This window comes from Paenibacillus terrae (assembly GCF_000943545.1).
Taxonomy (GTDB): domain Bacteria; phylum Bacillota; class Bacilli; order Paenibacillales; family Paenibacillaceae; genus Paenibacillus; species Paenibacillus terrae_A.
The window spans coordinates 36,530-57,409 of record NZ_JTHP01000003.1; the positions used below are offsets into that span (position 1 = coordinate 36,530).

Here is a 20,880-nt window from a genome sequence, read left to right on the forward strand (position 1 = left end):
CGATGACTCCAATAACTGCGGTTATTACATTTATGTCCAGCCCACAGCACCTGCCTTTTGTCTATTTTCTTCCCTGACAGGTTCAATATAAGTAAAAATCAGTAAAACTTAACCCCTGCTACGAATAGCAGGGGTTAAGTTTACATGATAAAGCAGTATCCGTATTCTGTAGCCACATCTATGCTGGAAGCCATGTCATCATACACCTGAACCTGTATAGCCCCAGGTAGTAATGATTTCTGCCACACGGAAATTTGGCCTTTTAGTATAGATCTTTTCCAAATGTCCATGGAACCATGAAGATCATTTTGTCGATACTGTCTGACCACCACTAAGCCAGTGACAATGGATTTCTCCCACACACTCATATCACTTTGTAAGCTTATTTGGGCTGTCCTTCTCACAGTTAGAGAGCCTGTGATGTGACTATGTTCCCGAATCCCCAAATCTGATGGAAGCTCTGTTTGCTCTGAATGTCGAACGGCAACATGACCATATTTATCATACGCTGCGTCCCGCCTAATCCCCACTTCAGCATTCATATCATGGTGTTCCATAACACGAACCGATAGTTCGGTATCCCAATCCTGCTGATCGGAAAGACGCACCAAGATTCGAGACCATCTATCAGATTCACGGCTTTTCCGTGCACTGATCCTGCCTTTAAGTTCAGATTTCTCCCAAGTTTTTACGTAAAGCTCACTCGAGATAGAGTCCAAATGACTACGTCTGATTCGCAGGTGAGAAGACTGATCCGTATGGCTGTCCACTCGAACCTTTATGTTAGAGCCTAGATTACCGGATCTTACTCCTACTGCAATTTCCAGATCAGAAATGAGCTTAACTCGCACTGTAATTCGTGACTGCATATCCATTCTTATATGGTACGGAATGGATATGGAGGCCCATAAATTTCCTGAAAGTACAGTGAGACTTGAAGGCACATCTTTTTTCGGCCAGATCGCTATACTTGATCTCAAAGAAGTATAATGCGGTATTGTGACCGTTGAAGGTAGCCCGGAATGCGCTCTTGTTCTTACAGACAAATCGGATATGAGCAGATTACTAAACACAATTTGGAGCCTGCCGTAAAAATCAGGATTGTGGATATTCATAGCCACAGGCATATCTTGTCTATAAAGTATACGCCCCTCCACCATCAGATCCACTTCACGAGATCTACGGACTGAAATAGAGCTTTTCTTTACTGCTCCCTGAAAAACGGTTATGCTCCCTAATATATTAGGGATACTCAGTTCCATACCGGAAGAGATATCCTGATGCTCTGTCCTTCTTACACGGATCGACCCAAGCGTTTCCTTACGATTGACAAGAATCGTTGCCAGAAGCTCGGGAAACGGAGCTGCCCAGCGGGCAACGCTCACTTCGGAAGCAAGGTTCTCCCTGTAAAAGACATACATATTAGAAGGTACTATTTTCCTATTCACCCATAGGGTGCTGTCCAATGAATTTTCACGTGCAACAGCAATAACAAGCTGAGCTTGCAAAGAATGATTATCCTTGCGCCGTATGGACACCTTACCGTTTAAGTTAGGTACCGTCACTGTGATATCAGCCAGGATCTCCCTTTGGTTATGGACAAACAAGCTTCCCTTCCAAACCGTTGCTCCATAGGACTGTTTGATGCGAAACGAAGCTGGAAGATGAGACCCCTTGCTTACACGAGAGGTAAGGCCGCCTTCTATACTGTTCCTGCCCAAACTATAGATACGAGTATCATAGTAGGTAATATCTAATATAGGACGGTACGATTTTTGCTCCTTGGTAAAAAAACGGATACTTCCATTTTCAAATTCATCCAGAGCTTTAAAGATATATCCAAAATTCGGCCTTTTTCCTTCATACCATGCACGAATGGAATCAGTCACATCAAAAGAAATGTACCCTGAATCTCCACCTACATCTTGAACGATGTTTATACCGTCATAGGTTGAATTAGGACTGCTAAAGCCAAACGGAAACGGTTGGTTTTGCCAGGTAACTCCATATTCTGTCCATTCTCTGGATGCTTCAATGAGCTGTATCCCCTTCAGGGGTACGTTGCGACCATCGAAATACACTTTGAGCTCGGCAGATTTAATCGTTGTATTTTTCTTGGGAATAGCAGCTGTATCCAAATCAAAGCCAGCATAAGATCTGTATCTCTCCTGAGCCGAGGCAGAATATCCGACATACATTTGTTCCTCAACACCATAGTTTAATTTGGGCTGAGACTCACGAACAAAAGCATCTTTATTAGAATAAATAATCGTCGTGTACGTTGGAGGTTCGATAACATCATATCTGCCTTTCATCCATGTATAGGGTGCAACTCCTATGGATGAAGCCATATCCGAAACTTCCCGAACCGTCATTGCAGACGGAAGATCATCATAACTCCGAGAAGTTATCCCGTATCTGCCGGTAGACTGGGTATAGGATGCAATAGACAAGAATGAAGGTAGATTCTCCGTCTTCTTAATCTCCAGACTAGCATATATATCTATAACATGACTTTTACGAATATGGTAATGCCCCATGATTCGGGTATGGGTACCTACCAGAATGCTACTGTGTAGTTCAGATATACTTGGTACCGTCAGGAAGGAGGTTAAGTCTTCGGCTCCTAGAGACTCTATACCATATTTCACGGCCAGGTGAGTATGGGTACGTACAGACAATGATGAATATATTTGATGAATAGACTTAATTTGCAGGCTGGAGCTGAGATTAGCAGGCTCGATCCCCCGTACCTGATATCTTCCGTTGCTGTTTACCTGAGTGTTTACCTTTAAGCTGCTGACGATATCATTAGGCTTTTTGACCTCTATTGCAGCTTTGAGGTTTTGCTCCTGAGCAGCATGAATATCGTATTTGGCGGCTAAGGTAGTACTTGCTTGAACCGATATACGGGAAGGTAATCCCTGTTGCACAACATTCAGACTGGAAAGCAAATCATTTGGCATGAGCCGCTTCACATCGTATGCGGCTACTGCTATAGCTGATGAGCTAACACTCAGCACAGCAGTGAGATGATCGGATACCTTAACTGCCAACCTACCTTGGACATCACTATTATCCGCAGGCAGGATACTATATCGAGCCTTTACAGCCGTTTTCCCTGACGCACTAACACCCAGTACGGCTGAAAGATTATCCGCTACTTTAACTTCAATAGTACTCTGTACATCATCATGATCCGCAGGGCGGGTCGTATAGTGCGCTTTTACAGAAACATGAGTATTAATATGCATATTGCTCACTATATGACTAGGCTTTTTAACGGTTATATGTGAAGACATGTCAGCCATGTCGGTAGGAATAATGGTCTGCTTTCCTTGAACTCCTCCGCTAATTCCCACTTGCAAAGATGCTGTGAAATTCTGCCTCTCTGGTACTCTCGTATAAATCTGCATGTCAGAATGACCTATCCCCAAAAGGTAACCAGCCATATAGTTTGCAACGATTTCATCCATCGTTAACGCAACATTGTACATCCGTACAACAGGAATATATCCACGAAACCCTTGGCTATCCTCTGTACTGTGCCTGCCAATAAAAAGTCCATTGGGCCATTGGCTATGTTCAATGACTTCAGCTTGTACGTTTCCCTGAGGAGCGCCATTCAGAAAAGTAGATAGATTGCCTGTAATTTCGTCATATGCGCCAACAATATGATACCATTTGTTTCTGGGTAATTCCCCTAAGTTGGCATATGCTTTTCTCGTACGGGTCGCAACCTGAAGCTCCAATTCCCCCACAGGGTTAAACATGACCAAAATGCCCTGGGTATCATTCAACCGTCCCCCGGAAGACAAAACAACGTTGCCCCCGATATAATATATCCACACTTCAAAGGTAACACTGGCGACAGGCTTAGAGGTATCCGCACCTGTACATTGGATATAATGGCTCGTCCCATTAAAAAACAGGGCATAGGGATCGACGGGGGTGTTTCTGCCTCCCCAACCATCATCTTTCGTAAAATGGAAGCCATTCAGTATGCCGTGATTTCCTTTACCACTCGAATCATGCCATTGCGAAGTGGGTTTTGAGTTGGAGCCAACCTCCAAACCTTGATCGGCAAGGGAAGCGTGAAGGGAAAGGATTAATCCTCTCTTACTAAACATGAACATCACGCCCTATTCCATTGTATTGGAACATCATTACATGGGGCTTGCTTTCGCCCTTAGATCAAACGTTCCACCCGTCTTCACTGCAATATCCGACTTTATTCTGACATAGAACTTTTCCGCGCTGCCCCTGGCCAATGTGCCGTTAAAAGCTAATTCCTGAGCAGGCAAAAATGGAGTATCCGACATACTTAAATCGATTTCCATCCCTTTAGCTACTGTCGCACTATCCACCCATGTTTTGAGTTGATTCACCGGGAAATCAGCATTGTTTTGCAACCATACTGGTTTGGGGGAAGAGGTTTGGCTTGCTACTAATGTGCCAAACTCCAGGTAACGCAGCCGCTCTCCTGCATTATCCGTATAGTATTTACCAAATTCATTACGGAAGCCGAGCAACGGTAGATCAAGAGGTAGGAGCTTCCTTAATGCGGGATAACCGTCATTGTATTTAGGGTCCATAATCCATATGTCGTCAAAATTCCAGGCCGTATTGGAGTAGGTTCCTCTGAACTTCATTTCACGGGTAGTCAAGCCTGATCCCCCTGTGCTGGAAGCATTCTTATACAATTCCTTATCAAAGTAATTATCCGAAAAAACTCCACTACCTGTATAAATAAATCCACTCCAAGTGGATGAAGCAAATGCCTTGCCTAACGCGAGGCACCGTCTTATAGTGAGGGTAGCCGTATTTCCACCAAATCCACCCACCGTTTTTCCATTTAACTCCGCAACCGTGCAGCAATCCTCCACTATAGAAGAACTAATACCGTAACCTAGAAATCCCCCCAAGTAATCTCCTGTACTCTCGCCTTTACCAGAAGCATAACATCGGCGTATGATTCCATTACCAGTCACGTATCCTGCGAACACTCCAGTGTAGCTTACTCCTACAACAGTTACATTTACACTACAGTCCTCTACGATTCCATCCGTAGTTAGTTGTCCTACCAAACCGGCTCCATGACTTCCTGTACTTGTAACTTTGCAATATGAAAATGTATCGACATGGCAATTGCTAATGGTAGATTTGGAAACCTGGCCTGTTAATGCCGACGTATAATGAAACCCTGTAACATTACAATCAATAATATCCAGATTTTTGATCCACCCGCCCATCATGTAGCCAAACAGACTTACAAATGAATCATTGGGACGATAGATGAATAAGTTAGCAACACAGCGCCCCCCACCATCAACATATCCTTTGAAATACGATTCTTTACCCACAAGATTAAAACCAATGGGGTAAAATCCGTCCTCCGCCTGGAATTGTGTGATTTTGATATCATCTTCGAATTTGAAATAAGATTCATTGCGGAACCAGCGCATTTGAGCAAGATCAAACTCGGTCAGGATAATAAAAGGGTCTTCTTTTTTCCCTGTTCCATTCTGATATCGAATAAACTGTCGATGCTCAGGATATCCTCCATTGTAATCCTGACTCATGTACCAATAAATAGCGAAATCCCAATTCACAAATGTGGATGCAGTCTTTAATTCCGATGTGGATTTGCCAACACCCGCTGCACTGGTTTGAACTCCAGAGGTTTCTATATCCCAGTAACAATTTGTTATTGCAGCAGCAATATTGCTGCTGCCTATAAACCCTCCAATATTGCTTCTTTCCCGAGCTAATGTGATATCCTCAACCGTACCGGTAGAGTAACAATATGCTATGGAAAGTCCACCAGATTGACGGGTTACATCTCCAATGAGTCCACCTGCAATATTGTCTGCTGATCGAACACTACACTTATAATTATATGAATAATTAATAATTGAGCTGCCTGAGTAACTACTGTTATCTTGATAGAAATATCCTATTAAGCCACCAACATATCCATTCTGACCTTCTACTACACCCGAAATAACATTACAATTATATATTAAAGTATTATATGCACAACCTATTAAAGCTCCTGTATACCCCTTTTTGTTAGTGATGCTAGGATCAAACAATCTTAAATTACGTATTGTGGCTAATCTCGTGTATCCAAATAAACCAACATAATTTCTGTCCTGATTCATGTACAAGCTTTTTATAGAGTAACCATTTCCATCATACACACCTGTGAACAAAAGAGAGGCACTACTATTACCTATCGGAGTAAACCCCTCTCCACTCTGAAAGCTGCCCATGACAATATCCCTATCCTGCATATACCAGGCTCCGGGCTTCTTCCGTACATCATCCAAATCCTGTTCGGTAGAAACGATATAAGGATCTGCCTGCGTTCCGCCGCCACCTGAGAAATGGTCCACATAAATATAGGTCTGACCCTCTATCTTTTCATAATAGGGTCTTACGCCGTCCGTCTCTTCCTTCGTCTTCACATAGGTCAGCTCAGCAACACCGTCTTCATCTGCATCACTGACTACGTATACATCCGAATAATCATCATAGGGTAAAATAATCGTTCCGCTAAGGTTGGAGGCCCCATGCACATAAGCAAATTCACGGCCAAACGGAATCTGTTCACGGGTTTCTGCATCCAATACATGCTGCACCCGATCTCTGCCTACGATGTCAATTCCCGTCGGATCGACGGTATCCAAAATAATCGTGGAAGCTATTTTATTCTCGTAAAAGGAATCAGCCAATTGCTTATATTCCTGATACATCTGCTCTTCATCAGGTGTTAATGTATCATTGACATCCAGCTTTTTTTCCTGCAGCTCTTCAAATTCTTCTTTAATACTTTCCCAACCATTTGGAGTGAGAACTTCTACAGGATATGGGTATATACTGAAAACTGACTTTTTATTGATTTTATCCACTTCAATCGTATAATTACGAATTACTGAACCAGCCAATTCAATTCACCTCCGATATCGGGTTTTAATGGAGCACTGAATTCCTGTGTAACCAGGCCGTTTACCTTGACCTGTAATTTACCATTCAGTTCCGTATTGGATACTAGTCTCAATGCCATATGAACGGGTGCGTTGAATGGAATCTTACAGATCGCTTTGACATGAAATTCAACATGGTCAATCAGAAGTGCCGCCTTATATCCAAAATTAAATTGGGTAATTGTACTGCTCATTACGCCTTTTTCTCCAGCCGCAGCAGGGCTATAATTGGGTAATCCAGATGCCTCCGCATCCTTATATGAAATAATGTCTCTGTAGGATTGAAACACATTACCCGTCAGGTTATAGTCTTTGTCCGGCGTTGAATATACCAGCTCCACCATCCTGCCAGCTAATTTGAAAATACCGTCACTTTCAAAGAAAAAGGTTTGACCATGCCCTACCATGCCAAAGCGAATCAATTTATCTCTTTGAATAGCATAGAAGCTGTTTTCTGCCTGAGTGACAAAATCATACTCAGAAAGGTGAGTACCATCCGTATACTCACCTAGCCAAATAAAATCCTGTGACACAGGAGAATATCCGTTACATTGTGCAAACATAGATATTCTTCCTCCCATTGTATTGGATATCAGTTGTTAGACGTATTGATAGGCCACACGTGTCAGAAAGTTAACGTTTCCTGCCGTAGCTGTAGCTGGAACGCTTGCTTGTAGTGTCACTTGTGTGTAATTGCCTTTGGAGTTCCCTACGGAGCCATCGTTGATAACGCCCAGAATTTCCTTGTTTCCCGGCGAAAAGGTTCCCTTGGAATTGACCGTATTCCCGCCCGCCTGAATGACTTTCGTCGCTGTCCCGCCAATTGAAGTAAAGCTGGATTCTGCCATACTATCCACACGTACCTGAATCCATGTATTCAGGACCAGCTCACCACTATCCCCACCTGAGCTATCCTTGGTCGTAATGGTGCAATTGGTCATCGTAGAGAAGTCAGTGTTTACATTTCCCCGGTTGTTCCAAATAAGTACACCCAGGGATGGAGAAGAAGATCCTGCGTCTATCGTCCCGATCTCCCATTTTGACAATGTTGTTACGTTGTCTGTTTTAAGCCATGATACTGCTGGTGCTGGCATGTTTTTTCCTCCTTCATTTTAGAAAAGATAAAATAACTCTTCGCCACGTTCTTCATGGCATACTCAATATAAGTAACTAGAATCGAAAACTAACATTCTGCGGAAATAAAACCTACAAACTCTTTAGAGGTAGACATAAATACACCCCTTAGCTGCTGCGAATGAGCATATACTCGTTCACGCTTCTAAGGGGTGCTGCTATAACTCAAGCTGATAGATATAGAGTTAAAATAGGATTAAGCCTGCTTATTGCTTATTCAGCCTTTTTATACTGAATGAACAAGACATCCGGTACATCTCCGACAACCTTCAACGTATCCGGCGTAAAGTTAAAGCCTGTAATCAATCCGCTGACATCCTTGATATAGGTAAAGTTAATACCTGGTGTTTGGAGCTGCCCGTTGATGGCCAGACGTACCGTTTTGTCTTTGGCTTTTCCCTTTTTTAGAGTGTATTCCGTCTCGCCCCCAACTGCTTCAAATACCTCTTCTTCATCCGCAGCTTCGATCGTGCCCACTTTCACACTTAATGCTTTGAACGCAGCATCTGCCGCCTTCTCCAAATCAAGAATACGACCTTCCGCATTACCAAAAGCACCTGCTTTGAAGTAACCATTTGAAGAATCTGCATCCCGGTCAGTAATTCCATTCATCAAATCCTCAGAAGATTTCAAGCGCTGCGCCAGATGGCTGAGAGCCAACTGTAAAGTCACTCCGCTATAGTTCGGATCTGTCGCAACCCCGATCAGTTGTGCGCCTGTAGCAGACGCCAACTGATTCCGAATCGCCTGATCCGTATCTTGGCGATCTTGTACCTCCTGGCTAATCTGATCTTGAATAGAAATTACGAGATTCGAATTACCGTCATTGTCCAGCGTACCCGTCGAACCATATACATCCTTCATCAACTGAATCAGGTTCATATATGCCTTGGCATCGGTGGCCCCTTCCACGAATCCGCTACCACCTTGAATGATCGCATCCGAAGGAATGACAGACAAATTCGTGCGAATCACGAAACGATAATCAATTTTGCCCGCTTTTGCATCAAATGTATAAGGCTGCTCTTTGCCCCCTTCTACACTATAAAATTTCAGAAGGTAGCTGCCTTTACTTTCTTCAAGACGACCGTATACCACGTCAGAATCGCTGTCTCCGATTGGACTGTCTGTACCGGCGGCACGAAGCTGTACCTTCTCGGTCAGCACGACACCTTCCACTTTGTCTCCGGTCGAGACGGTTCTTGTACCGATATCACCCGATACATCCAGTTGTGTGCTGCCGGCAACCGCTTTTTCATTAACCTGTACAAATACATCAATCTTGGTGTCTTCCAAAATTTCACGGTGATTATGAAACTGGAGGTCAATGTACTTCTCTGCAATCTTGTTCGCTTCATCAAAATGTTGATTCCGCAACAGTTTGTTATTCAACTGCTCACCACGGAATCTCGCAATACCTCTTGTTTCTGCCATAACTCATCTCTCCTTGTCGGGATTTCACAAAATCCCATTTTATGTTTTGTTACGAATGCAATATAAGCTTGCTTTATGCCTTCTTATCCGATATTGTAGTCATATTTTATTATAAATAATTAATTTTCCACCTTATTTTCAACCTTATATAGTAACGACAATTTCTAGTGTCAAGCCTCTTAAGTCTTCGCCTGCCACATGAGTGTAAATACGAAAATGATCATTTTTATGAATCAGAGAATCGGACAGAACATAGGGTAAGTTGCTCGTATTACTGGATTTCTCACCTGCATGAATGGTCAGGTTGCGGCTGAAAATATTAGTCCATCTCGGCAATGTTTCATAGTCAAACTGTGAACATTTTTCAATGGAAAACTCACTTTTACTCGTCCCGTACACTCCGCAAGAAGCATATATTTCCCTGATCTTACCTTCGAAGGGGAACCTCATTTCATATTTACAGGGACCCAGCGGAATCCGATCCAACACAAATACCATCGTTTTGACCTCTGCCCGCTCTTGAATATAATCCAGCCTGTCATCCAGACGGTGAAACTGAACATCACGCTCCGTATATTTACGGGCCGAAACAACCTCTTCCTCCAGCCTTTTGAACCTGAGATCATCAATACCGCCCCCGCTCCCTTGACGATACTCAGGCTTCCAGGTACGGATGTATATTTCATCATCAATCACGAGAGGAATGTGCTGTCCTGCCAAGGGATGCTCCAGCGGATAAGTACCCAAATCGAGACGAATCGTGTTTTCGTCCACTTCTTCATATCCACCCTGAACCAGCAAATGCTGCCCATTCAGATATACGTCCAGCATCTTTGTACCCAATATATAAGGATGTGTCAGACGGATGTACAAGTCTTCATGCTTGTCCAGGTAGGCCTGATCCACAATAATCTCCTGCTCGTTCCAATAGATTAGTTCATTTCCATATCTGCGCAACGTCATCTTCGTACCAGCCAAAATCCAACACCTCCTTATATATGAGTAATATCCAAAATAAAATGAAGAGGCTTGATGCCAAAGTGCTCATTTTTGCGCTCTATCTTCATCCAGAATTTCATCTTGCCGTCAGGTGGCAGAGTTCCCATAGGGAGTCGCTGCATATAATCCCCTTGCGGATGATCTAACCCATCATCATGGCTCAAGTCCGCCCATTCATAACCAAATTCCTCCAGATATTTCAGGATACCCATCGAGATCTGCTCGGCCTTCTTATTTTTCGAGGGATTATATAGCTCCATCTGCACCTGAATGGTATTGTCATACATCGTGCCCAGGTAGGTTTCCCCGCTTAAACTAAGCTCTTTATCCTTCCACAGCACACGAAGATCGGTACCATACAGATACAGATCACCACCGTACATATCCATTTCGCCAAGGCTCGATAAAAGAACTCCATTTTCATCATAAACCCTCAGCATTCCGTTAAAGGGCATCGTCGGAAGCTCCAAATGAACCCCTGTCCACGTGGGCTCTACTTTAGAGGAAGCAATAGCATATCCGTCGGGATCGCATAAAAACACGGAATATCCCTCTGGCAAATTTCCCATCGTTATTTTGTTGCTTTTACATAACACGAGCCTGTCTAAGCCAAGCTTTTCATATTCATCACGTTGTGGATTTTTTAAGAGGACACCTATTTTTTCAGCCGCCAGATCAGCCGAGTCAAATAGCTCCCACCCCAATCCGCGATCGGCATAAAAGGTCCATCGGTTACCCTTCTTTTCTGCCCGCCATCGGCTATACTCCCGGGTTGTCGTATCTTTACTCTCCAGAAATTCCAACCGATGGTAGCCATCCTGCCAGATGACAATCCCCCCTTCGTCACCATATGCAATAGGAACATAGTCAGCAGTAACTTCTAACAGCAGGGTAGGCTCATCCTTTGATGCATCAAACAAAAGCATGGTTTCCGGTTCTGTGTGGGACATGATTAACTGCTGCAAACCTGTATCCAGGGTACAAGCCGTTGTCGGAGATAATTGGTAGCGGGAATGGATTTCTCCACTTTGGAACGCATCATCAAAAATCAATCCACTCCATTTCTTGTAAATCCCCATGAGATTTCTATCACCTACCTTGTCTTCTTCCAGTTCCAGATGTTCCAAGAAGCGATCTTGCCCATAATCATCCATATTTTTCGTTTAGGCATGCCTGGTACCGATTGATTCGTAGCTTCGGATGGAGTCTCAATCACCGTCTTCAGGGTTTTATGCCGCTTGGCTGACTCTGGAGCTTCGATACGAACAGTAGCTGTTTTTTTCAAACGTGTACCCTCTTCTGCATCTGTAATCTGTGTTTTTATTACCTTTTTCTTTCTGCTAGCTTGTTGGTGTTCATCCTCAATATTTGTAGACATGACCTTCTTCTTGTGAGTTCCTTCAGATATAGCATGTAGGTCGGTTTCTTCTATTTTTAAAATAGGCTCTGCATTTGTATGAGCAGGCATCACCGCTTCCAACGTTTTTTCGTTGGCTTGACCTTGTTCCAACTCCTGCATATCCACCATTCTGCTGATATCTCCTGGCGTAGCTGTTTCAAAATCGTCTCGGATACTCGTGTAGGTCTGCTTTTCACCACTGGAGCCTTCCCCGTGAACCCGTATGGCTTCAAGTACATTTTCAACATTGTTACCTTGTCCATGCACCTGCTCGATCACAGCCTCATTCGTTCTCATGATGCTGTTCGCCTGATCGATCTCATCTATAATCGTCTTCTGAACGAATTCCATAGGGGCTGCTCGCTCTCCGTCAAGGAGGACAGCATCGGAGACCTGATTATGCTCCTGATTGTCAGCACAAATGCCGCTATGGATAACGCCCGCTTGAATATCCGGATAGACCAAAGCGCGCTCCAATGAAGTAGCGTCAGCTTCCTTCATCTGTTCTAAAAGCTCGCCAGCTTTGACCTCATGCCGATCGGCTTCCATGCTCACGATGCTTACACGTTCCGATGGAACCAACCTGACTTTCTCCGCCTCCAGACTCTCTATACTTATCCGCTCCGACGGAATCAGTGCGACTTTCTCCGCTTCCAGGCTCTCTATACTTATCCGCTCCGACGGAACCAGCGCGACTTTTTCCGCTTCCAATTCCCCAATATACTGTGCACTTTCCAGCGGCCCTGACTCCGTTGCATCAAAGTTTCCACTGCTCATGGCTGCACTCTCCAAATGACTGTATTCACCATCCGTAAACGATTGGAGAACGCCCTGTTCCATGGAATCCGTAACACCTGTAGTGCTGGAGAAGGTCCTGCCTGTTTGCGTGCCCTGTATCATGACATTCGCACAATCCGAGCTAATAAGTGCTTTACCCAACGCTTGGATTTCAGCTTCGGTAGACATGCGTCTTTCTGCATGTTCCATCGCATGATACGCACCTTCTTTGGAAGAATAGGAGTTACCGGATTCGGAATTTGTAAGCTGTCCCTCTTCAGCGGAAGACTTACTTCCTTGTTCAGCATTCGTTTGTAACGTTCCTTCGGTATGCTCAATATTGGCTTGATCCGAACGAATCTGGATAGCTTCCAGCGAACCACCATCCAATGATGTTTCCAACTGATGAATGACGCTATCTGTAATTAGACCAACCGAAGCCTGAGTTGTCCCTTCCTTCACAGCCTCTGCCACAATATTTTCAATGCCTGCTTCAATCAGTTCCATCGCTTGCTCACCGTACATAATCCGGAGCATTCGAGCCATCTTGCTGATTTCAGGAGACTCTGCAATAATTTCTCTCAGAACATCAGCTGCAAGCAACTCTCCATGCTGCCCATCCAACTCCAAGTCATTAAAACGGGCAGAACCAAGATCGTCCAACTCTCCTTCTTCACTGACATATATCCGCTCTCCACGCTGAGAGTCGTCTAACGTTGCGTGATGTTCAGATAATGCTGAACCTAATTGTTCATTGTCGGCATCTGTGGAGGCATGAATATAAGCTGTACTGCTCTGCTCCACTGGCAGAACTTTAGAGTCGTCGTATGGAGAAGCTGCTCTATACTGATCTAGACTGGTAGAATAGACTTGTTCATTATTGTAGCTAGCCACGCTCGCAGGCTCGTTCAAACTGTCTCGGCCTGAGGATGTGAGACCGCTTGTAACCGTTTCTGTCTGCACACCTATCGTGCCATTAGATGATTCCATGCTTCCTGTCATCGAATGCCCTTGAACCCCCTCCAGTGAGCCGCCGTTCAAAGTCTCCTGCATTCGATGAATTACACTTTCAATCGAGCTTGGTGTGGCTGGTACGTCAACTTGCTGCAAGCCCTCTGGCAGGCTACTTTCCATTCCCGCTTCAACCCATCCCATCGCTTGTTCGCCATATACAGAGCGGATCTCTTTAGCCAGCATGCCTTGAGACTCCGTAGCAACTTGAGGATAAATTCGATTACCTGTGGCAGACTCTTGAATCATCATTGGCCTGTCATGACTCAACTCTGTTGCGCCCATTCGTTCATGTTCAGCACCAGTGCCAGAACGCATCAATGCAGCAGTACTATGTTCGTCGGTGGAATCCTTAAATTGGCGCTGATTGACAGACACCTGCCAATCTATGATGACATCCTCGCTTTTGTCGGACTTCGCCATACGAGCTTCCATGGGAGCATTATCATCCTTGGCTCTAGCCTCTGTCTCTATCAAATCATCGGGAATAGTCCCGACTACCTGTTCAAGCTTCCCGGCTTTTGTTAAATCGTTGATTTCGTCCGAATCCAAAATCTGTTCCTTCACACTGGACTCTGATGTCTCAATCAGGGCATCCCGAATATCGGTTCGATAGCGCAACGCCTCACTTGCTGGCTGGAAGAGAGTTTCCATCGCAAGGCTTTCTGCCGCATTTTGCTGTTCTACCACTACTTCTCGATCCTGAAATATCTGGTGAATAACCGTCTGTTGTTCAACGTTGTCTCCCTGCTTCACCGTTTCTCCGTGAATTGCAGATTCTGAAGAAGGCGATCCGTTACCCTGACGCTGCTCAGATCCAGAGCCTGCATCAAAAAGTCCCTCATAAATAGAGAAAGCCTTCCCGGATTCATAAGCATCACTTGAAGCCTCTACCTGCTGCCTCATTTCAGAAACAGCGTCTTCTTCCTGCACCGCATTAAAAGTAGAATCAGCCTGAATGGACTCCTGCCTATATCCCTGCTGTACAGAATCTGCATGTTCCATGGAATGGATCTTGCTACCGATTTTCCAACGCGCATATGACGCTGTGGAATGTGAAGGCTGCTGCGCTTTCTGTCTGATTTCTCCTCTAAAATGCCTGTGAATATCTGATAGGTAAGATACAATGGTCGAGTGAACGGCTTCCACGGTTTGACCCTCGAATTCACCAGCAATCGCTGCCTCTCTCCAATCTCTCCCGAATAAACTTGTAGCGGAATATGGAGCTTTGGATGCATTCTTTAACGTATCCTGCCTCAGCGTTCGGTACGTACTATTCACAGGAGCAGACAGATGGTAACGCGTATCCCGCTGTGTATCCAAGATCATGTCTGTACCAAATGCCAGTTCATAGCCCTTTTTAGAAAAAAGGGCGGTGATACTGATCAGGTAAGATTTTTTACCGTCCAGCATGTCACCGCCGACCTCCTTTAACCCTGTAGGTTAACTGTTCTTAACAAGCGTTTCCTTCAGAATACCCAAGCCGATCGGAGCGAATGGACTAATAGTAGCCAGCGTAAACGGGCTCACAGGTGTATCCGCCAAGGTATAACGGTAAATCTGTTTATACTCATAGGTGGCCAGAACCTCTTCATCCGCTTTCGGTCCTTTACCGTCCAGGAACGTGATTTGCTTGGTTTCCAGATCCAATGTGTAATCCGTGCCGAATTTGGCCTCGACACAATTAACTTTGATCACCAGATTGAATGGTGTACCATCATCTTTTAATGAAGGCTGATGAGATAAATGGAATACCTTATTTTTCCCGTCACCTGTGCCCAGAATTTCATGATCTGTCGTTTCTACGACCTCCAGCTCGTCGAGCTGAGAGATATTTTTCGGATGAACAGCGTAGCACTCATCCAGCTTACCGACAAAACCGTCATTGGGATGAACCACATACATAGGAGAAATATGGTATTTTCCGCTGTATACCGAAGGATTGAATCGGGACTCACCCGCATCCACCTGTTTATCATGTGTAATGAAGGCGAGATAATGCTGCTGATAATACGTTCCGCCAATAGACTGTTGAAGCTGTACGGAGCTGTTACCATTCGAGGTATTCAGTCCATAGTCTACGTATGTGGCACCCAGCTTCATATCCTTTTTCCATTTCACTTCGTCCTTTTCCCGGCATCCGGAGATCAGAACGTGATTTTTTCTTGGCGATTTGCCAAGCGTGGTCATTTTGCCAATGTAAAGTGGTGCAAAGTATGTGTTCTCTGGACCCGAGGTAGGGTCAGGACGCAGAAACATGACAATACGGTCTTTGTTGAAGTTACCCCAATAATAGATGCTGGAATCGCGCTGCCAGCCCCGAGTATAGTTATCCAGTGAAGTAAAGGACAAAGCTGTTGGCAACGAAGGATAGATATAGTATATGCAGGAGTATACAGCGTCCATTAAGCTTGCTCCAGAATCCGGGTCAAAATTCCGGGTAGTTACATCCCCGAAATTAATCATTTCTGTTCCTGTACCCGCCAATACCCTGATATAAGAAGCGTGAAGCTCACTGCCAGCGTCCGGCGCCTTAACCGTGGTTGGGATTTTAATCGTATTGGTATCGTAGTCAACCGTAAAATCGGTAGGAGAAACCTCTACCTGATTAATATATAACCGGACGCTTCCTGCCTTGATCGTCGTGTCAGCAGGTATTTTAAATTCTCGACGAGTTCCATCTCCGTCAGGAAGAAGGGATTCAGGGTCGCCTACCCTTACTCCATTATTTACAGCTTCCACAATTTTTTCCGAGCGTACATCATCGAAGGTAAAGAAAAATAAACGTTTGGGCAGACTTGGAGCATTAGCAGCAGGTGCATAGGATACGGTAAATTGGTCGCTTGCTAGTGCAGCTTTATTCAGCTTAATCACGCCACTGTAAGGCTCAAAGGTATATTCTGTCTTCTGAACGAATACGCCATTCTTATATAGCATCTCCGAGTCCGCCTCTACAGGACGTACGACGACCTGCAATTGCGTGTCACTGCCTTGTACCCGCTGTGCCTCTCCAAGCACGGAATTTTGTGAGATGAAGTCCATCTCTCCCGGCTGTTTGACCGTTCCACCGTAACCAAAAGCCATACCGAAGTTACGTATCTGACCGTCACTGCCCGTGGACCTGAACAATCGGACGTCAGCGAATTTGGTCGCCGTATTTCTAGGGTTCCCGGTTACTGCCCGGTATTTAATAAACGTGTTCCAGCCATGAGCATTGAATTGTTTCTCTAATTCCTGCGGAAACAGTTGAAAAGTAGCATCTCCATCAAACCACGACACAATCAATCACCTCTACTATTAGATTAGCCAAGCTACACTACAGGGTAGTTGGTTTTATTTCATTTCCTTCATCATCTACGGTGTTCACATACAAGCCAATGCCCGCGGATCTGAATTGAGTACCTGGTTTTTTGGTCAATGGGGAAATTCCCTCTATCAAGAAGTAACGGTATACATCAAATTCATCTGGACAGTTGGCCCGCTTGACTCTTAATTTGTTGGCATTAAACGAAAAGGCAGCCAAGGAGATCGTATCTTTTAACGTACCGCGCACACCCTCCTCGGGGTGAATAACGTATACTTTGGAAGTATGCACCTTCCCACTGTAACGAGAAGGATTGAAAGTGTATTTATACAAAGGATTTTCAGCATTATTCCAGGCGCGCGGGTAATCTTTCTTGCCATCCGCAGAAGTTCTGGCTGGCGGCATAAGATTGGGCGGCGAATTCCAGGAAAGATAATGGGCTTGATATCTCGCACCCAGCTTGGCGCGATTAACCATGATATTATCCATACCATTAGCTGGAAAGTTAGGATATGATTTTAATAAAGGCATAATATGGGGTTGTCTGGTGGTGGTATCGTCAAAGTCATACGTAGCGACTCCATTCACCGTATCCCTGATCGGAACCGTTCCTGCGAATAAGGCATAAACGTTATCGCCTTCCTCAACCGGGTCCAGCTTGCCAAAGTAGAGCGGAATGATCGGAACCAGATTGTTTTCTGGAGCCGGTACATTATCACACTGAATGGTGAAAAAGAAATTGGTGTCTGAAAGAGTCCCTTTCACGGAAATTTCAGAATCACTCCACCAGTTTGTGTTTTGGACAGGATAGTTAAAAGAGTTGTTATAATAAGACTCCATCAGCTTGTAGCGCAGACCTGCTTGCATGATCGGTGACTGCATACGTGCTCCTTCTGCTTTAGTCACCGTAAACATAGGACCGCTAACCGTTGTTTTCCAGGCAGATTCCTCTACTTCGATATCTAGCGCTGCTCGAAGCTGTCCGGCTTCAGAATTATCATTCCAGGCCAGTACAACATCTGCACCGTCTGGTTTCAATCCTTTCAAATCCTCCAGCATGTACACATATAAAGTATGGGACAGCCGGTATTTGCGGAATTCATTCGTTGCCCATTCCCCAAACTGCTTGTAGGAATCTTTATCCGGACGCTTCACATAATCAACCAATCGAGGGTACCATGTTCCGGCGATGGCGATACCAAAGCTTTGATTATCCTTATTGGAATATATAAAATGCTCGGCAACTGTAATCCGGAAATTTTGATAATTCCTCACTGCATCTGAGGGATGGGTAATATTGGCGTCGAAAATGACCCTTTTATAATTGGCTGCGACTTTCCAGCCTGCGGTAGCCAGCAACTCTCCCAAACGGGGTTGTAGGTCCGCTTCCGTTACTTTTGGAGTAAATGCTGCTGCTGTCGTATCAATGAATGACATTTGTTTCTCCCCTTTCTTTGAATTACGATTGTGTTCTTTGCTACTTCAGGATTTTGCAAAATCCTCACTTCACTACGGTAATGTCCGCTGTCGCCGTTCCTGTCTGTCCCAGCTCATTCGTTAAGGTAAAGGTTACGGTATACTTCCCCTCTTTATGAAAAGTAAAGCGGGCGTTATTCACCGTATGGCCTTCTGGATTCGCACCCCCTGAAGCAAACCAGTTGGAGATCAATACCGGAGAATGCTTGTTATAGGAAGACATCAATTCCACTCCCTCCCCAGCATGGACCGAAATATGGGACGGAGTCAGGGATACAACGAACGGAGGCGGCGAAATAGGTAACCGTTTTGCTGGCCTTCGAAGATTTCCAGCCTTCAGAATACCGATACCCGCTGGTCGATAAGGTGTCGCTGCCCGCTTGGTCAATGGTGATATGCCCTCTGTCAGATAATAAGAATACGTCTGATGCTTAGGAACCTCTCCATCGGTGCAGTGTTCATCAACGGCCTCCAACTCATCCCCGTTCATTATAGTTAGGGGCGACAGTAAAATAACATTTCGTAGTGTTCCGTGCGTACCATCTTCCGGATGTATTAATATAGCTCTCGAAGAATGTACCTGCTCCGTGTAGCGGGATGGATTAAACTGATACTGATAGGCACTACTCATATCGCTGTTGTTCCAGGCTCGGACGTGCTTGGCTCCAGTCGTGTCCTCCCGCAAGGGAGGCATCCTGTTTGACGGAACAGTCCAGGCAAAATAGTACGATTGATAACGTGCGCCATACTTTGTTCTCTTGACCATGACAGAATCAATACCGTTACTCGGATGAACAGGATATTCTTTTAACATCGGCATAAGCGTATCCTGATGACGTTTTGGATCTGCATCATCATAGTCAAACCGGGCCGATTGACTGAGCGCACTCTCTAAACTTAAGCCGTCTTTTGCAAATGCAGTCCCTGCGAATAGAGCGGCTGTAGCCCCCGCGTTTTCTGTATAGATTTGAAGCTCCACCCAGGCTCTTGCGGAAACAGGACTAAAGCCATCAACTCCGGAAGAAGAGAACACTTCCAAGTCAAATGAATTTTTACCATCAACCCCGTAAACAGAGAACTCTCCAAGATACTCTGCCTGATCTCTGGAATGAACGGGTTCACGGGCTTCCGTGGTTCGTAGCTTTACAAGCTCCTGACCTGCAACACGTAGAGAAATATAGTTTGATTCCGCAGCCACATCTCCCGATAACCACACTTTCATCGTCGATCCGGTATTAACCATAGGACTATCCGAGGAAAAGGTTGCTTTGCGAGATTCCTCACCGCCATTCAGTTCAAAAACGCAACTCTCGTTCATTATCGAATGGGTATTGCCCTTGACATCAAAATCGCCCATATAGATCGGGATCGAAGGTACTGCATTACGTTCCCAGGCAGGTGCTGTATCTGCCAGCAAAACCAACATGACAGTCTTTGCATCCACGTAGCCTCTAAGCTGCACCTTGCTGTCCTGCCACCAGTTCGTGAATTTCACATTCATGGAGGCTACCTGTTCATAGCGATCCATTTGCGGAATCCGCGTCCGCGAAGCAACGTAAGGAGATTGGTAGAATTGAGGGAATTGATGCGTAATCATCAATTGAAGCGCTTGGGTCTCATCGTGCAGCCCCCACATCGAAGATTGAATCTCTACATCCAAAGCGAGCCTTTTAAAATCAGCAGATTTATCCCAGCCTACAATCATTCTGCTCGTATTCACGAACTTTTCCAATTGATAAAAATACATCGTATGACGCTCAAACAGATTGTCCTCTTCGATCTTCTGAACAGCCCAAGAGAATATCCCGTCAGATTGTGGCTCCAACTGCGTTCCCCAACCGGCATGGTTTCTGTAAACAGCAAACGGGATTTTTGAGCCTGTATTGTGCAGCTTTTCCTTCACATTGCCCAGCATAGCCATGCCAAAAAGATGCCCTGATACATTTCGCAAAATGTAGTGCTTGGCTACGACAAATTCAAATTCCTCCGAGCCATTCAGATCACTGTAATAAACAGCCGCCTCTCCTGAAACCCCTGACGCGAAGCTAATACGTTGTCCGCCATCCTTCTTCTCTTCTGCCAAATAATAGGAAGACGGCATAAGCTCGCCATCCAAATACACATAGTAGTCACCCTTATGCGCAAGCTTGGGAATATCTACATAGGAGTTGACGAGTGGAAGAGAGAATCGCTGAATCGTGGGTTTGACCAGTCGGCTCGAATACACGACCTTATGAAATTCATCCACAATATCCCATCCGTTTTGAGAGCACAGGGTAACGATTTGGCTCAATAGCTGATCTTCGTTAACGAGCATTTCCAACCAAGGACTATCCTCTGGCATTATGTTTCACCTC

General features: G+C 44.9%; 11 protein-coding genes. All 11 read right to left on the reverse strand.

Translation table 11 applies throughout. The annotated features are described in order from the left end of the window. Positions 1-140: 140 nt before the first annotated feature. Positions 141-4,130 (reverse strand): DNRLRE domain-containing protein, encoded by a 3,990-nt coding sequence (locus QD47_RS02570; protein ID WP_044644774.1) that lies wholly within the window; start codon positions 4,128-4,130, stop codon positions 141-143. Between the two features lie 36 nt (positions 4,131-4,166). After that, entirely contained in the window at positions 4,167-6,950 is a 2,784-nt protein-coding gene (locus tag QD47_RS02575; RefSeq protein ID WP_044644647.1) for a hypothetical protein, read from the reverse strand. After that, the gene (locus QD47_RS02580; RefSeq protein ID WP_044644648.1) at positions 6,935-7,552 is read right to left on the reverse strand and encodes a hypothetical protein; all 618 of its coding nucleotides are present in this window, start codon (positions 7,550-7,552) and stop codon (positions 6,935-6,937) included. The genes QD47_RS02575 and QD47_RS02580 overlap by 16 nt, the downstream gene beginning before the upstream one ends. 36 nt (positions 7,553-7,588) lie before the next feature. After that, a complete protein-coding gene (locus QD47_RS02585; RefSeq protein ID WP_025682889.1) occupies positions 7,589-8,083 on the reverse strand; it encodes a hypothetical protein in 495 nt (164 codons plus the stop codon). Between the two features lie 253 nt (positions 8,084-8,336). Continuing rightward, entirely contained in the window at positions 8,337-9,557 is a 1,221-nt protein-coding gene (locus QD47_RS02590; RefSeq protein WP_044644649.1) for a hypothetical protein, read from the reverse strand. A gap of 144 nt (positions 9,558-9,701) precedes the next feature. Continuing rightward, the gene (locus QD47_RS02595; protein ID WP_044644650.1) at positions 9,702-10,535 is read right to left on the reverse strand and encodes a hypothetical protein; all 834 of its coding nucleotides are present in this window, start codon (positions 10,533-10,535) and stop codon (positions 9,702-9,704) included. 14 nt (positions 10,536-10,549) lie between these two features. After that, positions 10,550-11,635, reverse strand: a complete 1,086-nt coding sequence (locus tag QD47_RS02600; protein ID WP_200893383.1) for a cell adhesion protein — start codon at positions 11,633-11,635, stop codon at positions 10,550-10,552. Positions 11,636-11,649: 14 nt separating this feature from the next. Further along, on the reverse strand, positions 11,650-15,156 hold the full coding sequence (locus QD47_RS02605) for a hypothetical protein (RefSeq protein ID WP_044644651.1): 3,507 nt from the start codon (positions 15,154-15,156) through the stop codon (positions 11,650-11,652). Positions 15,157-15,186: 30 nt separating this feature from the next. Next, positions 15,187-17,022 carry a major virion structural protein gene (locus tag QD47_RS02610; protein WP_044644652.1) on the reverse strand — a complete coding sequence of 612 codons (1,836 nt, stop codon included), beginning with the start codon at positions 17,020-17,022 and terminating at the stop codon, positions 15,187-15,189. 37 nt (positions 17,023-17,059) lie between these two features. Next, positions 17,060-18,484, reverse strand: a complete 1,425-nt coding sequence (locus QD47_RS02615) for a hypothetical protein (protein ID WP_044644653.1) — start codon at positions 18,482-18,484, stop codon at positions 17,060-17,062. A gap of 64 nt (positions 18,485-18,548) precedes the next feature. Further along, the gene (locus QD47_RS02620; RefSeq protein ID WP_044644654.1) at positions 18,549-20,867 is read right to left on the reverse strand and encodes a PKD domain-containing protein; all 2,319 of its coding nucleotides are present in this window, start codon (positions 20,865-20,867) and stop codon (positions 18,549-18,551) included. Positions 20,868-20,880: the final 13 nt, after the last annotated feature.